The organism is Acetobacter papayae (genome assembly GCF_047721125.1).
In the GTDB taxonomy this organism is placed as follows: Bacteria; Pseudomonadota; Alphaproteobacteria; order Acetobacterales; family Acetobacteraceae; genus Acetobacter; species Acetobacter papayae.
The window spans coordinates 1-14970 of the sequence record NZ_JBDNWF010000018.1 but is presented as its reverse complement, the minus strand read 5'-3'; the positions used below and the strand labels follow the sequence as shown (position 1 = coordinate 14970).

At 55.9% G+C, this 14970-nt stretch carries 12 protein-coding genes and 1 tRNA gene; 4 read left to right on the top strand and 9 right to left on the bottom strand.

Translation table 11 applies throughout. The features are described 5' to 3' along the window. The first annotated feature begins 107 nt into the window (after positions 1–107). Both ABF757_RS07200 and ABF757_RS07195 read left to right on the top strand, forming a co-directional pair. On the top strand, positions 108–1238 hold the full coding sequence (locus ABF757_RS07200) for a hypothetical protein (RefSeq protein ID WP_415481553.1): 1131 nt from the start codon (positions 108–110) through the stop codon (positions 1236–1238). 260 nt (positions 1239–1498) lie between these two features. Beyond that, entirely contained in the window at positions 1499–2476 is a 978-nt protein-coding gene (locus ABF757_RS07195; protein ID WP_415481552.1) for a glycosyltransferase family 2 protein, read from the top strand. 58 nt (positions 2477–2534) lie between these two features. On the opposite strand, the gene ABF757_RS07190 is transcribed toward ABF757_RS07195, so the two are convergent. Together ABF757_RS07190 and ABF757_RS07185 are read right to left on the bottom strand one after the other, a co-directional pair. Next, a complete protein-coding gene (locus ABF757_RS07190) occupies positions 2535–3968 on the bottom strand; it encodes a glycosyltransferase family 39 protein (RefSeq protein ID WP_415481551.1) in 1434 nt (477 codons plus the stop codon). An 89-nt stretch (positions 3969–4057) separates the two neighbouring features. Further along, positions 4058–4143, bottom strand: a tRNA-Tyr gene (locus ABF757_RS07185). Between the two features lie 210 nt (positions 4144–4353). Here ABF757_RS07185 and panB point away from each other — a divergent pair. Continuing rightward, positions 4354–5184 (top strand): 3-methyl-2-oxobutanoate hydroxymethyltransferase, encoded by an 831-nt coding sequence (panB, locus tag ABF757_RS07180; protein ID WP_415481550.1) that lies wholly within the window; start codon positions 4354–4356, stop codon positions 5182–5184. A gap of 79 nt (positions 5185–5263) precedes the next feature. Here panB and ABF757_RS07175 read toward each other — a convergent pair whose 3' ends face one another. Continuing rightward, entirely contained in the window at positions 5264–6355 is a 1092-nt protein-coding gene (locus ABF757_RS07175) for an NADH:flavin oxidoreductase/NADH oxidase (protein ID WP_415481549.1), read from the bottom strand. Positions 6356–6449: 94 nt separating this feature from the next. Here ABF757_RS07175 and ABF757_RS07170 point away from each other — a divergent pair, with 94 nt between their 5' ends. Then, positions 6450–6818: an ArsR/SmtB family transcription factor gene (locus ABF757_RS07170; protein WP_415481548.1), complete on the top strand. Its 369-nt coding sequence runs from the start codon at positions 6450–6452 to the stop codon at positions 6816–6818. Between the two features lie 8 nt (positions 6819–6826). Here the strand turns inward: ABF757_RS07170 and ABF757_RS07165 are convergent, their stop codons facing one another. From ABF757_RS07165 to argH, 6 genes are all read right to left on the bottom strand, one after another. Continuing rightward, entirely contained in the window at positions 6827–7810 is a 984-nt protein-coding gene (locus tag ABF757_RS07165) for a zinc-dependent alcohol dehydrogenase family protein (protein WP_415481547.1), read from the bottom strand. Positions 7811–7833: 23 nt separating this feature from the next. Continuing rightward, positions 7834–8823, bottom strand: coding sequence for a UDP-glucose 4-epimerase GalE (galE, locus tag ABF757_RS07160; RefSeq protein ID WP_415481546.1), 990 nt, complete (start codon positions 8821–8823; stop codon positions 7834–7836). A 60-nt stretch (positions 8824–8883) separates the two neighbouring features. After that, on the bottom strand, positions 8884–11736 hold the full coding sequence (locus ABF757_RS07155) for a DUF4175 domain-containing protein (protein WP_415481545.1): 2853 nt from the start codon (positions 11734–11736) through the stop codon (positions 8884–8886). Positions 11737–11738: 2 nt separating this feature from the next. After that, positions 11739–13082 (bottom strand): diaminopimelate decarboxylase, encoded by a 1344-nt coding sequence (gene lysA / locus ABF757_RS07150; protein ID WP_415481544.1) that lies wholly within the window; start codon positions 13080–13082, stop codon positions 11739–11741. Positions 13083–13148: 66 nt separating this feature from the next. Then, positions 13149–13292 (bottom strand): hypothetical protein, encoded by a 144-nt coding sequence (locus ABF757_RS07145; RefSeq protein ID WP_199897909.1) that lies wholly within the window; start codon positions 13290–13292, stop codon positions 13149–13151. Next, a complete protein-coding gene (argH, locus tag ABF757_RS07140) occupies positions 13289–14740 on the bottom strand; it encodes an argininosuccinate lyase (protein WP_415481543.1) in 1452 nt (483 codons plus the stop codon). Before argH ends, ABF757_RS07145 begins: the two co-directional genes overlap by 4 nt. Positions 14741–14970: the final 230 nt, after the last annotated feature.

Sequence of the window (14970 nt, the reverse complement as noted above, 5' to 3'; positions counted from 1 at the left end):
CACTTAAAGTAAAACTCTTAAAATCATGAAGTGAAGTATTTATAATTTTGGATGGTGAAACCAAAGCACGCATATGGAAAGTGCTCAAATTTTTTGGTTGATGATAGATGAAAAATATAAAGAATATCATAGATAATTTTCAAATTAATCCGGTGTATTTTTATATTTCGTTAATATTAATATATGCCCTTTCATTGGGAGTTCAGGAAATTATTTCCTTGCGGTGGGGGGGGATTGTCGCTGCATCATGCAGGTGGGATTGTTTCTGGTATCAAGACATCGCTCGCAACGGTTACTCAAGTATACCTCGATTGTATGATGATTTTAGACCTGCACAGGCAAATTGGGCATTTTTTCCGCTATACCCATTGTTAACTTACTTAATGACGAAATATTTTGATATTAGTATTGGGTTGAGTGGATTTTTAATCAATATTATTCTTTGGCCAGCTATTGTGGTTTTGTGTTGGATTGATCTAAAAATTAGAGAAATAAAAGTAAGTAAGTTTATTTTTTATTTATTTTTTATTTTATGCCCATTTAATATTTGGTACTATGCCCAGTATTCAGAAGCTGTTTATGGTTTTTTGTTGATGGGTGCAATTGTTGCATTGAGAAAAAATAAAACGAATTTTTCGACTTTTTTGTGTTTTTTATTAGCTATGTCTCGGCCTACAGGCTTCCTTATGGGGGGTGCGCTCGCTATCTGGTGGTTGCTGAGAAAAGATGGTGAGCATAATAGTTTTTCTATTGTTCGCATCCAGCGGAAGCGGATAACGGATAGTCTGTTATTGCTTGCTGGTAGCGGTGCGGGATTGTCCGTTTATGTTGTATACCTCTTTCATGTGATGGGAGATGGATTTGCATTTAAGCATGTTGAAATAGCATGGGGTAAAGACTTCCATTTCTTTTTATATAATATAGTTAAGTCCGCTTTCGATGGTAATTTTATTAGCTTATTTTATTGCGTGACAGTTTTGGTCACTGTGTGGGGGATGTGCGTATTGCGCTGGGGCGTGAATGCATTCTTAATGGCTATCACTGCAGTGCTGTCTATTTCTACTGGGGTTATTTCCGTCGAACGGTATTTTTTTGGGAACCCCCTCGTTATTCAGTTTTTGGCTTATTTGGTAATTTCCAGATCCGGATTTTTTTTAGCGTATATTTTTGCGATACTTTTTTTGCTACGAATTTTTGTTAGTTTTTCATGGTATGGTGGGAGTGTTTGGTTGATATGAAGGTTTTTATAATAGTTTTCTTATTTGCGTTTGATTTATCGGCACTTTATATCGGGTTGCATCCGAAGGTTTCTGGTTTTTATAGAAGTTATTATATAAATCATGATATTTCTACTAATGATTACTTGATGTTTGAGCGGCTTGTTCATTGATTTGGAATGTGTGCAGGTTTTTGAAAAAGAAAATGTCGCTTGATGAGGCCAAAAGTGTTAGAATAACTTTGAAATTTTATGGTCTTTTGTGTCGGAAACTTAGCGTCGATGTCTGCATTATTTCGTTCGGTGCCTAAACTTGCAATCGTTGTTCCTTGTTACAATGAAGAAGAAATTTTTCCTTATTGTTTAAGAGAACTTACGGTTATCCTTGCGGATATGATGAAGGATGGCTTGATCCAAGCAGGAAGCTTTATTCTATTTGTAGATGATGGAAGTAAAGATGCTACATGGAAACTAATACAAAAGGCAGTGTCTGATAGTTCGTGTGTCCAGGGACTTAAGCTTTCTCGAAATGAGGGGCATCAATCTGCCTTGTTGGCTGGATTATCTTCAATTTGTAAAATGGTTGATGCAGTTGTCAGTATTGATGCTGATCTTCAGGATGATATAAACGCGATACGTAGTATGGTGAAAGCATATCGCTCTGGTTACGATGTGGTATATGGCGTTCGAGAAAATCGACAAGCAGATACATGGTTTAAACGGACATCTGCTCTAAGTTTTTATCGATTTATGTCTAAGATGGGCATAGAGCAAGTTCATAACCATGCTGATTTTCGGCTTCTTAGCCAACGAGCTTTGGAAGCATTGCTTCTTTACCCTGAGCATAATGTTTATATTCGTGGCTTAGTCCCTATGGTTGGTTTTGCATCTACAGAAGTTTTCTATGTTCGACATGCTCGTACCGCTGGGGAGTCAAAATATCCTCTTCGTAAAATGCTGGCATTGGCCTTAGAAGGTATTACATCGTTAACTGTTTTTCCATTGAGATTCATTTCCGCTTTAGGGGCATGTATCTGCATTTTTGCATTTTTTGCGATAATTTATGTATTTTTTATGAAGTTTTCTGGGAATACTGTGCACGGTTGGTCATCTATTGTGTTGGCTATTTTCTTTATGGGGGGTGTGCAGATGCTTTCGTTGGGTATTATCGGAGAGTATATCGGGAAAATTTATTTAGAAACGAAAAAAAGACCACGCTACCATGTGGAAAGTTTTATCCGGAATGAAAGTCACGATTAATTCAGGACGGTTTTGATGTATTGCTCCACAGTAATTGTGGAGCAATGTGTGCTTATTTTTAGTTCTCTTTTTTGCGAATCCATATCATAATGCTGGGTGTCTGATAAATTTTTTCATAGTGACTGGGTAGAAAATCTCTAACGCCCTCGGATACTCTGCTGTAACGATATTTAGGGTCAGGTGCGATATTGGTGTCACCAATTTCAATTGCCTCAGTGGTGGGGAGGCTTAATATTTTCTCCATCATATCTTGCGGATAAAGTCCTTTCTTTATCTGGCTACGTAAAAAATAAGTATCAAAGATAGATGGTTTGCCAGAATTGATACACATAAGTAGATTTTCGCAAACGATATTGCCGTGTATATTGTGCAATATATTTTCTGCACGTATATAATCTTCTGTATCTGATGTGATGTTGCACCATTTCACAATATTATTTGCCATGCAGTCAGAAAAACGCATGACCAAAACAGATGCGCATATCAATATAGATATTTTCAATGCTGATTTATTAAATATTTTCCATTCCTTTTTAAAGGTAGATAGAGATATAATAGCCAAAACGCTGTCTAACCAAAGGCATTCGAAGTATATATTGAAATCTACTCCATCTCCGCCAGAAAAATATAGTGCAAAAAGATGGGTGAAAACCCACGCAGAAATAAGAATTCGCTTGTTTTGATTGGCTCTGTATCGCCAGCACCATATTGCTGCGAGGGCAATGAATGGAGCATTTCGTCTTAAAATAAAACGAATATCTTTATGAAATGCCTCTTGTAGGCTGTAAACACGCGGGAAAAATAGATGAGCAAAAAAATATGAACCATCATGGGTTACTGCAATAAAATAAAGAAAAATAGCTGATACAATGCCAATTGCGCACCATATGACAAAATTTTTCCAATTGCGATTTGCCAGTAAAGCTATTCCTACTCCAGTTGGAATGCCGATTAAATTGGGTTTTGTGAAAACGGATAATGCAAACAATATTGCTGATATATATAAACGTCTGTCGTGCTCACGGCTGGAAATGGCAAGAATAAGCCCTAGCATTTCTAGGGCCATACCCAAAGGTTGAGGGTCATTTTCTGCGACGCGAACAGGAACTTCGATTGCGTACAATAACAAAAACAATAATCCGGCTATTATGCCAGAGCGATAGCTGTCGGTTATATTTCGTGTAAGTTGAGCGGCTAAGACCGCGAGACCCAGAAGGGAGGCGAGTGATGCGAGGCGTCCGATCAGGTTGGGGCTGTAACCTGAGAGAGTTGTTAGCGTAGAAACTATATAAAACCAGAGAGGCGGGTAGTTTGTCGCGGTAAAATAGGGGGGGGCGTTGTATAATGGAATCTTATTCAGGACCATTACTTGGCGGCTAGCATTCCATCCTTCACTGTAGTCGGATTGGAAAGGGGCATAAATATGGAACGAAAGCACCGCATATAGCGAGAGCACCATTATTGATAATAAAATGATCGATATTTTCTTCATATCGCAGACTCATTAGTTTTTTAATGACTAATATTATTACCCAATAGTATTGGGCGTAATATGATTAGTTTTAAATTTAATGGGAAACATGGTGGAGGGGGTTGGATTCGAACCAACGTAGGCGTACGCCAGCGGATTTACAGTCCGCCCCCTTTAGCCACTCGGGCACCCCTCCATCGTGTGGAGACTGACCTAAAGCCTGAGCGTGGCCTTGTCAATGCCGTATGACGGATTGTTTTTATTTCCTGCGATTTAAGGGGCTTGGCTGGGGGGGCATGGCCCGTTCACACGGTTTTTTGGTCACACCGGGGTGGACAGGGGGAGTGCTTCGGGCAAAAGCTGCGGCTGGTTGTTGATGGATGATATAACAAGGGATGATGGAGCGATGAGCAAACAGCAGATAGTCAGGCGGCACACACCGCGCTCCATCGCAGCGCTGGAAGCGCCCATTGTGATGCTGACAGCCTATACCGCCCCCATGGCACGCCTGCTTGACCCCCATTGCGACATGCTTCTGGTGGGCGATTCACTGGGTATGGTGGTGTATGGCATGGATTCCACGCTGGCGGTGTCGCTGGACATGATGGTGGCCCATGGTCAGGCTGTCGTGCGCGGGAGCCAGAAGGCCTGTGTGGTGGTGGACCTGCCCTTTGGCAGCTATCAGGAAAGCCCGCAGCAGGCCTTCCGTTCGGCAGCCGAGATCATGGCGCGCACGGGGGCAGGGGGCGTCAAGCTCGAAGGCGGGCAGGAAATGGCCGAAACCATCCAGTTTCTGGTGGAAAGGGGTATTCCGGTCATGGGCCATATCGGCCTTAAGCCGCAGGCCGTGCATGCACATGGTGGCTTTCGCACCGTTGGCCGGGGCGATGAAGCCGAACAGGTTCTGCGCGATGCGCTGGCCGTGGAGCAGGCCGGGGCGTTCTCGGTCGTGATCGAAAGCACTCTGGAGCCGCTGTCACGCGCCATTACGGAAAAACTGTCCATTCCCACCATCGGGATCGGCGCATCGCCAGCTTGTGACGGGCAGGTGCTAGTGGTGGATGACATGCTGGGCATTACCGCAACGCCGCCACGCTTTGTTAAAACCTTTGCTTCGCTGGGCGCTGATATAGAGCAGGCGGCGGCAGAGTATGCGCAGGCCGTACGCACACGGGCCTTCCCGACGGCTAAGGAATGTGTGGGCATGCCGACAGAGCAGGCGGCAGACAAGCCGTAAGGCAGGTAGTGCGGATACAGAAACGGCGCGGCAGGGAGCCGCGCCGTTATGGTTTTTTAGGGGGCTTTAAAGCCGCGCGTTACTGGTAGCGGCTCAGCCAGTAAGCGTAGGAAGGCGGCAGAACATCCCCGGCATTCTTGGCGTGCAGAATGCGTGCGGCCTCATGTGGCCAGTGTGGGTTGGCCAGGAAAGGGCGACCCATCGTGGCGATATCCAGAATATCGTTGCGGATCAGGGCATCTGCCTGACGACCTTCGCTGATATACCATGATGTGCTGACAGGCAGCCCGGTTTCCTGCCGGGTGCGATGGGCATATGGCGCCATGAAGGCAGGCCCCCACGGAATGTTGGCATCCGGGGTGGAAAACCCGATGCTGACTTCCATGAAATCCAGCCCTTCGGCTTTCATCTGCCGCATAAGGTCGATCGAGTTGCTCAGGGTTTCCTCATCCTGTCCATCAAACTCGATGATGCCAAAACGCGCGCAGAGCGGCCGATCTTCCGGCCATACGGCACGGACGGCCCGCAGGGTTTCGAGCAGGAAGCGGCCACGGTTGGCAACGCTGCCGCCATAGGCATCTGTCCGCTGGTTGGAATGGGCGGACCAGAAGCTCTGCGCCAGATAGCCATGGGCGAAATGGAGCATCAGCCAGCCAAAGCCGAGGTCACGGGCCCGTTCGGCTGCACGGACAAAATCGGCCTGCACACGGGCAATGTCTTCCAGCGTCATCGCCTGCGGTACGCGGTCCAGATGGGCGCCAAAAGCGATGGCTGAAGGGCCGATGGGCTGCCAGCCACGCGGGTCATCAGCCGCGATATGGTTGTCGCCTTCCCATGGTATGTTGGCGCTGGCCTTGCGCCCGGCATGCGCGATCTGGATACCCGGCACGGTCCCGGCCTTGTGCATGGCTGCAACAATGGGGGCAAAGGCTTCTGCCTGCGTGTCGTTCCAAAGGCCAAGGCAGTTGGGGGTGATGCGCCCTTCGGGAGAAACCGCCGTGGCCTCAATGGTCACCAGTCCAGCCCCGCCACGTGCAAGGGAGGTGTAATGTGTGCTGTGCCAGTCGTTGGGTACGCCGTCCTGCGCCATGTACTGGCACATGGGGCCGACTGCAATCCGGTTACGGAGTGTGCTACCCTTGAGTGAGTAGGAGTCGAACAAGTTAGGCATGAGGGATTCCTTCAGGATCAGGCCGTGCGGGGCCAATAGTTCGATATTAATGGAACTATTGGTTTAGGCAAGTGGATAAACGATAGGCCCATAGATGAAACAGTATGATCACCCCTGCGCTGCGGATTTTACCGTAACCCAGATTCTGCACGCCCTGTCAGATCCGTTCCGCCTGTCCATTGTCCGGCGTCTGGCTGCCTTGCAGCCCCAGCCCTGTGCGCCGTTGCAGGGTGGGCGACCAAAATCCTCGGTTTCGCATCATTTCGCGGTACTGCGTGCGGCGGGATTGGTGCGGACAGAGGTTGTGGGGGTCACCCACATGAACAGCCTGCGTGAGCAGGAACTCGACACCCGCTTTCCCGGCTTGCTCAGCGCTATTCTGGCTGCCTGTGACGTAGAAAACAGCCCGTTTGAGCCGGATTCAAACCCCTTCGCCACGGCACAGCCTGCCGTGGCATTGTAGGCGGCGGTTCAGGGCACCAGCACGGCCGCGCCATCAAAACGGCCGTGGCGCAGGTCATCCAGCGCGGTGTTAGCGTCTTTTAGAGCATAGGGTGTTGTTGTGGCGCGGATACCGATCCTTGGTGCCAGTGAGAGAAATTCCAGCCCATCCTCACGCGTCAGATTGGCGACGGACACAATTTCACGCTCTTCCCACAAGATATCGTAGGAAAAAGCGGGAATGGTGCTCATATGAATACCCGCGCACACGACACGACCACCCTTGCGAACGGCCTTGAGTGCGGCTGGCACCAACCCGCCATCAGGGGCGAAGATAATGGTGGCATCCAGTGGCGTGGGGGGCAGTTCATCCGAACCACCTGCCCATTGCGCGCCTAGCGAGCGGGCAAAGTCCTGTGTTTTCGTATCACCTGGGCGGGTAAAGGCGTAAAACGGGCGTTTCTGCCATGTCAGCACCTGAGCAAGAATATGCGCGGCGGCCCCAAAGCCATAAAGCCCGATTGTTTTAGCATCGCCCGCCTTACCCAAGGCGCGCCAGCCGATCAGCCCCGCGCAGAGCAGGGGGGCCAGTTCCACATCGGAACCACTATCCCCCAGAGGAAAGGCGAAGCGAGCATCGGCTATGGCCAGCGTGGCGTAGCCACCATTGCGGGTGAAACCAGTAAATTCAGGGGCGTCGCACAGGTTTTCGTGATGACTAGCGCAATAGGGGCAATGCCCACAGGTATGCCCCAGCCACGGAATACCCACACGCTGCCCAATGGAAAGCCCCTCCACACCCGGGCCAAGCTGGTCGATCCGGCCCACGATTTCATGTCCCGGAATAATGGGCAGCGTGGGGTGGGGCAGTTCGCCATCAACCACATGCAGGTCCGTGCGGCACACGCCACAGGCCAGAACCTTAACCCGGATTTCACCCGCGCCCGGTATGGGGTCGGGCAATTCCTCCCATTGCAGGGGCGTATGATGGGCGTGCAGGCGCATGGCGAACATAGCGGGGACTCCTGTATGCCAGGTTACTGACTGGTATAGCCGTCCGGGTGGGCCTGGCGCCACAGGAAGGCGGTTTCCACAATCTGATCGATCCGCGTGAACTCTGGTGCCCAGCCTGTTGCGGCCATCAACCGTGCGGGGCTGGCAACAAGGCTTGCCGGGTCTCCCTCCCTGCGTGGTGCGGCGTGCCATGGAACCGGATGTCCGCTAACCCGCTCTACGGCGTCGATAATTTCGCGGTTTGAGTGTCCACGACCGGTGCCGATATTAAACACCACGCTTCGCTCATTCAGAAGGGGCAGCACCGCCAGATGCGCGCGGGCCAGATCTGTTACATGCACATAGTCACGCACACAGGTGCCGTCGGGCGTGGGGTAGTCCGTGCCAAACAGGCTGAGTGCGGCGCGGCGGCCTAGAGCGGCATCAATAGTCAGCGGAATGAGGTGGGTTTCAGGCCTGTGGTCCTCTCCCGCGCGACCAGCCGGGTCGGCCCCTGCCGCGTTGAAGTAGCGCAGGCAGGCACTTTTCAGCCCGTGAATTCTGTCCGCCCAGTGTAGGGCGCGTTCAACCATGTATTTGCTCTCCCCATAGGGGGAGCCGGGGTCGATGGGGGTGTCTTCGTCAATAAGCGCTTTCCCTGCCGAGCCAAACAGATTGGCGGTGGAGGAAAACACAAAGCGCTTTACGCCATGGCGGACACAGGCATCAATCAGGGCGAAGCCGCAGCCCGCATTGGCCTGCATGTACAGCAGGGGATTCTGCATGCTTTCGCCCACCAGCGACAGAGCGGCAAAATGTAGTACGGCATCCCATGGGCCGGAGGAGAGCACCCGTTCAAGGCAAGCGGCATCGGCCAGATCACCCTGAACGAAGGTGGCTGCCGGGGGCACGGCCTGCCGGTGTCCTGTGCGCAGGCTGTCCAGCACGGTTACGTCATGACCATCATCCAGCAGGGCCAGCACCACATGGCTGCCGACATAGCCAGCCCCCCCTGTAACCAGAAAACGCGCCATGGGTGTCCTTTTACATTGCGTGTGTGCCCTGGCCATCGGGCCTGCATCAGAACGATTTTATCAGAACGGTTTGAGCAACCGGTCCAGATATTCCAGTTCCTGAGGAGGGCGTGTTCTGTCGGAATCGCGGCGGCGCAGTTCCTGCTCGATTTCGCGCGCGCGCTGGCGTGTTACCGTGTCGGGCACATGGGTGCTGCCGTCATCGGGGGCTTGATCCTGACCTTCGCCCAGCTTGCGGCCCAACGGGTCACGCTGGTCGTTTGTGCTGTCCTGATCATCCGCGCCGTCATCGGTATCCGTAGGGGTGCCTTCGCCGTTTTCGCCCTGCGCGCTCTGGCCCTGCTGGCCGGGGCTGCCCCCTTCGGACTGACCGCCAAAGGAGGGCAGGAAGCTTGGCGCATTGTTGTTATGGCTGCCCTTCATGGCTTCCTGCATCTGCTGGCGGCCTTGGCGGAGGGCATCGAGGGCTTTCTGTTCGGCGCTGGCGGCATCGGCGTCGTTGCCGTCAGCCAGCGCCTTGCGTGCGGCGCGCATTTGTGTGCGGGCTTCCCCCAGCGCCTCGGGGCTTTTACTGGTCAGGTCGTGAATTTCGTTTTGTAGTTCTTCCACCGCGCGTTCCAGAGCGTGCTGTGTGCCGCGTTCTGTCCGGCGGGCAGCGGCCTGCGCTTCGGCCAGTGCCGGGTCTGGCGGTGTGCTGGACGGTTCATGACCGGAAGGAGTGTCAGGGAAGGGGTGGTTATCATCCGCGCCGGGTGGCGTTGGCAGGCCCAGCCGGCGGAGCAGTTCGGATGTGGGCATATGCGCGAGGTCAAGCGGCGCGCCGTCTTCCTGCGCATCGCCATCGGTTCCGTCATCCTGCGGGGGGGCAGGTGCGCGTTTTGGTCCTTCAAGTCGCGCCTGCGCATGATCCAGCAGCGAAAGCTGGCGGTTTGTTACGTCCTTGAGGGCTGCCATCTGCTCATGCGCCTGCTGGCGCGCCACCATCTGTTGAGCCATGGCGGCCAGATCCTGCGGGGTGGCGTTGCGCATGCGTTCGGTAGCGTCTGCCATATCCTGCAGGCGCTTCATGGCATCTTCGGCATGGCCGTTGGCGGCATCGGACTGCAACTGCTGCATCAGGTGTGAGAATGCCTTGTTACCCGCGGCGGTCAGGCCGGGCAGGTCCGGTATGGCGGTGTGGTTGCGCAGGGCATTGTCGGCCAAAGCCTGCATTTTGCGGCTAATGGCATCGGAAAGGGTTTTTAGCCGCTCTTCCAGTTCAGCCTGCCCGTCGCCGTTTTGTGTACCGTCCTGTTTGTCCGCCGGGTGGGGAGCGTGCAGGCGGGCGAGTTGCTGGGCCACTGCCGCCTGTGCGGCTCGCACGTCAAGCGAGGCCTGTGCGCTGGCGGTATCGCCCGAACGGCGGTCTTCTATATCGAGTGCCAGGTCCCATAGCAGGTTGGTGGCACCATCCTGCGCCGTGCGCGGGTCTTCATGCGGGTTGTCCAGCAGGGCCACAATGGCTGCGAGGTTCAGAGAAAGGGCCGTGATATTCTGGATGGGGCCGGGGGCGTCGGCCAGTGCGTCAAGGTCGCCCGCCGCATCAGCAGCGGTTTCCTGCCCAAGAGCGAGACGTTTGCGCACATCAAGCACGGCCCGCGCCAGAGGGGAGTGGAAGGTGCGTGCCCCGAGCTTGAAGGTAACGGTGCGGCTTTCACCAGTCTGATTACTGACGGAGCGAGCGACAAGCTGGCCCGCGACTTCACTGCCTGCCCATGGGTCTTCCGACAGGTCGGGTGTCAGTGCGCCACGTACGCTGCGTGGGTGTCCGGTCAGGGGCACGGGCAGTGTGAGCGTGCGCGCGGTATCAGCGCCCCGTGCTGGGTGGGCAGCGTGCAGGACAACGCTCAGTTCAGACAGACCATAGGCGTGGCTGGCCTGATAGGGCAGGCGTGTGCGCCATCTGCCCGCCAGAGGGCCGGGGGATTCGCCCCATTCCACCTTGGGGGTTGCATCGGGCAGGACGGTCAGCGGCCACAGGGCGAGGGTGCGTCCGCGCCCGCGCAGGCGGATGACACCACCCTGTTCGATTGTAGCACTCAGTTTCCAGCTATGGGCGTCAAGCGTCTGCACGCTCTGGCTGTCCAGCACCGCGCCATGTAGGCCGCTCAGGGTGGGGGCGGATGCCATGCCGGATACAACCACGCTCAGCCGTGCAGCCTGTGCAATGCGCGGTGGGTTGGCGGGGTTCTGGTTTACGCCAAGAAAAACCGGGGCGTCCGGTGCGTAGGAGGGGGGGGTAATCCACGCTTCGATATGTGGCAGCGGCACATCCGGGTCATCCCGGCCGGGAATGAAGGCGGCAAGTATCCGCCCCGGTGCAGCGGAACCGGCCAGCAGGGTGGCAATGAACAGGCAGCCGAGCAGCCCGCCCATGGCGGCGCGCGCGGTGGCGCTGGCGGGCAGCAGGCCGGGCCAGCCTGCGCGCAGGTGCTCAAGGGCCGCAAGGCTGCGGGCTTGATGGGCCTGCCAGAGTGCTTGCGTGCGTTCGGCGTCAGTGGAGAGCGGTACCGGCTGATCTTCCAGCACGGCCAGCGGCTGGTTGGGTAGGGCGGATGCTTTTTCGATCCGCCGGTCAATGGCCGAGAGGGGTATGGCAGGCAGAGCGCGCAGGTGGCGGCGCAGATAGGCCAGACACAGGCCCGCAAAACCCAGTAAAATCAGCCAGCGGGCAAAGTCTGGCAGGTGTTGCGGCAGGCGGCACAGACCTGCCAGCACATACAGGCCCAGTGCTGCCAGAACCGGCAGAACCGCAGGCCATACCCGCTCGACATAAAGAACAAGGGCCGCATGACGGCGCACCGAAGCCAGACGGGCGGCATGTGGCCCGGTATGGGTGTTCGGGGCGTTCAGGCTGTCATGCACGCCGCCCATGCTTACATGGTTCCGCCTGCAAAGGCTGGCACGGTTTCATCCTGCCAGAGTTCTTCCACGGTCTGCCTGCGACGTATCACCGTCCATTCTCCGTCTTCAACCAGAACTTCGGACGCTAGAGGGCGGCTGTTATAGGTTGAACTCATCACCGCCCCGTAAGCCCCGGTGTCCAGAATGGCGACGCGCGCGCCCCGTGGCAATGGGGGCAGGGCACGGTCACGCGCAAAGGTGTCTCCGCTTTCACAAACCGGGCCGACCACATGCGTGGGTGCGCAGGGCTGGCCCAGACTGTGCGGTGCAAGAGGCACAATCCCGTGCCATGCATCATACATGCTGGGGCGCAGCAGGTCGTTCATTGCGGCGTCCGTCACCACAAAGGGGGTTTGCATGCCGTATTCCTTGCGCAGGATCACGCTGCTGAGCAGAACCCCCGAGGGGCCAGCCAGCCAGCGGCCCGGCTCTATCGCCAGTTTGACACCCAGATCACCCAGCTCAGCCCGGATGGCGGCTGCAAGGGCTTCGGGCTGGCCTTCGGCTTCAGCTCGGTAGGCAATGCCCAGCCCGCCACCACAATCAACATGGGTCACGCGCTGCCCTGCGGTGCGTACGGTTTTCACTAGTTCCGCAACGCGGGCATAGGCGGCGCGGTAAGGGCCAGTGGACAGGATCTGGCTGCCGATATGTGTAGCGAAACCCCGTGCCTCGATACTGGGCAGGCTGGCCGCGCGGGCATACAGGGCGGCCGCGTCATCAAAAGGAATACCGAATTTATTGGCGGCCAGCCCGGTTGTGATCTTGGCGTGCGTTTTCGCATCTACATCAGGGTTAACGCGCAGGGTCACGCGCGCAATGCGGCCAAGGCGGGTTGCAATGGCGCTAATGATATCGAGTTCTTCAGCGCTTTCGACGTTGATCTGGCCAATATCCAGCGCAATGGCCTGCTCAAGCTCGGCATCGGTCTTGCCCACGCCCGAAAACACAACACGCCCGGCCTGTATGCCTGCCTTTTGCGTGCGGGCCAACTCGCCACCGCTGACAATATCCGCCCCATGGCCTTCACGCCCGACGAGCGAGAGCATGGCCAGATGGTCGTTCGCCTTCACGGCGTAATGGATGGACACATCAAGCCCGGCATCGCGCATGGCCTGATCCAGACGGCGCAGGCGGCGTTTGAATGTGCCTGCTCCCATGACCCAGCAGGGGGTGCCAACGGCATCGGCTATGGCGTTCAGGGCCACGCCTTCAAACATCAGCCCTGTGGTGGGCGTCATGCTGAGCTGCGGGTGGGTGCGGAGCAGTTCCGGCAGGGTGGGGTCTGTGCCGGTAGGGGCGGAAAGATCAGCCATGAGGCGTGTAGGGCCTTGGATTGAAGTAAGGGGCAGGACAGGTGAGAAAAACGGTGTGGCGCCAGCTTAATCCGGTGCCGGGTAGGTGCGCGGATAGATGATCTTGTCCTCTGGGCCGGGCTGGCGCGGTGGGCCTTTTTTGCCGCAGGCGGCCAGCGGCAGGAGCAGGGCCGTGCTCAGGGCAAGGCCAATCAGCAAGCGCAGGGTCATGGGTGGCTGTCCGGTGTGGTGGTGCTGTCCAGTGTGGCCAGCCAGCGTGCGGCCTGTGCTCGCACATTGTCAGCAGCCGTGCCGCCTTCGCTGGTGCGCGAAGCGATCGAGGCATCGACAGTCAGGACGGTGTAAATATCATCGGTAATGCCGGGTTCTTCTGCCTGCATTTCAGCAAGGCTGAGGTCAGCCAGACCAATATTTTTTTCCTCGGCCTTGGCGACCAGCCGCCCGGTGACATGATGTGCCGTGCGGAAAGGCACGCGCAGCACCCGCACCAGCCAGTCCGCAATATCGGTGGCGGTGGAGTAGCCCGAGCCTGCCAGAGCGCGCATCTGCGCCGTGTTGGCGGTCATGTCGCGCACCATGCCATCGCACGCGGCAAGGGAAAGGGCGGCGGCATCCGTGGCGGCAAACACCGGTTCCTTGTCTTCCTGCATGTCCTTGGCATAGGCCAGCGGCAGGCCTTTCATGACCGTCAGCAGCCCGACAAGGCTGCCAGTAATGCGGCCTGTCTTGGCGCGCACCAGTTCGGCGGCATCGGGGTTGCGCTTCTGCGGCATGATGGAGGAGCCGGTGGTAAAGGCATCGGACAGGCGGATGAACGAGAAGGGCGAGGAACACCAGATGACAATCTCTTCCGCAAAGCGGGAGAGGTGCATGGCCATGATGGACAGGGCCGAGAGATATTCCAGAGCGAAGTCCCGGTCGGAAACCGCATCGAGCGAATTGGCCGTGGGGCGGTCGAAGGCCAGTGCTTCGGCTGTCATGCGCCGGTCGATGGGGAAAGAGGTGCCAGCGAGTGCGGCCGAACCCAGCGGACATTCATTCAGGCGGCGGCGCGTATCGGCCAGACGGCCCCTGTCGCGGGCAAGCATTTCCACATAGGCCATCAGATGGTGGCCGAAAGTGACGGGCTGCGCGGTTTGCAGGTGAGTAAAGCCCGGCATCGGGTCTGCTGCGTGCTCGCTGGCCCGGCGGGCTAGGGCGCGCATGAGCGAGGCTACCTGCTGGTCCAGCCCGTCAATGGCATCACGCACCCACAGGCGGAAATCGGTCGCGACCTGGTCATTGCGCGAGCGCGCGGTGTGCAGGCGCTTGCCCGCCTCGCCAATCCGGTCGGACAGGCGGGCCTCGATATTCATGTGAATGTCTTCAAGGACTTCGGAAAAATCGAACCGGCCTGCTTCGATTTCCTGCCCAATTTCGTTCAGCCCGGCGCGGATGGCCGCTTCGTCCTCGGGGGTGATAATCCCGACATGGGCGAGCATGGCAGCATGGGCGAGCGAGCCGCGGATATCCTGCCGCCACAGGGCCTTGTCAAACCCGATGGAGGCGTTGATGGCCATCATGATGTCTGAGGGGCCACCGGCAAACCGCCCGCCCCATTGGACATTGGCGCTCTCGCTCGTTGTTGTTGTACCGCTCTGAGGGCTGTTCAGTGACATTCTGGCCAAAATCCGTCTGTAACGCGTGACACAAGCAGCCCCGGACTTACAACCGTCGCGGTGCGAATGCAAAGCCCCTTACCCTACCGGGGGCCGCCGTGCGGCGCAAATGCCATGGTCGTGGCGTACACCCAGCCTGCGGTATTTTATGTGTGTGGTGCGTTGTATGGGCCGGACTTCCTTGTGGTTCTGGGGCCGGGGCGGTGCTGGCATGCGGGCCGCCCATGGGG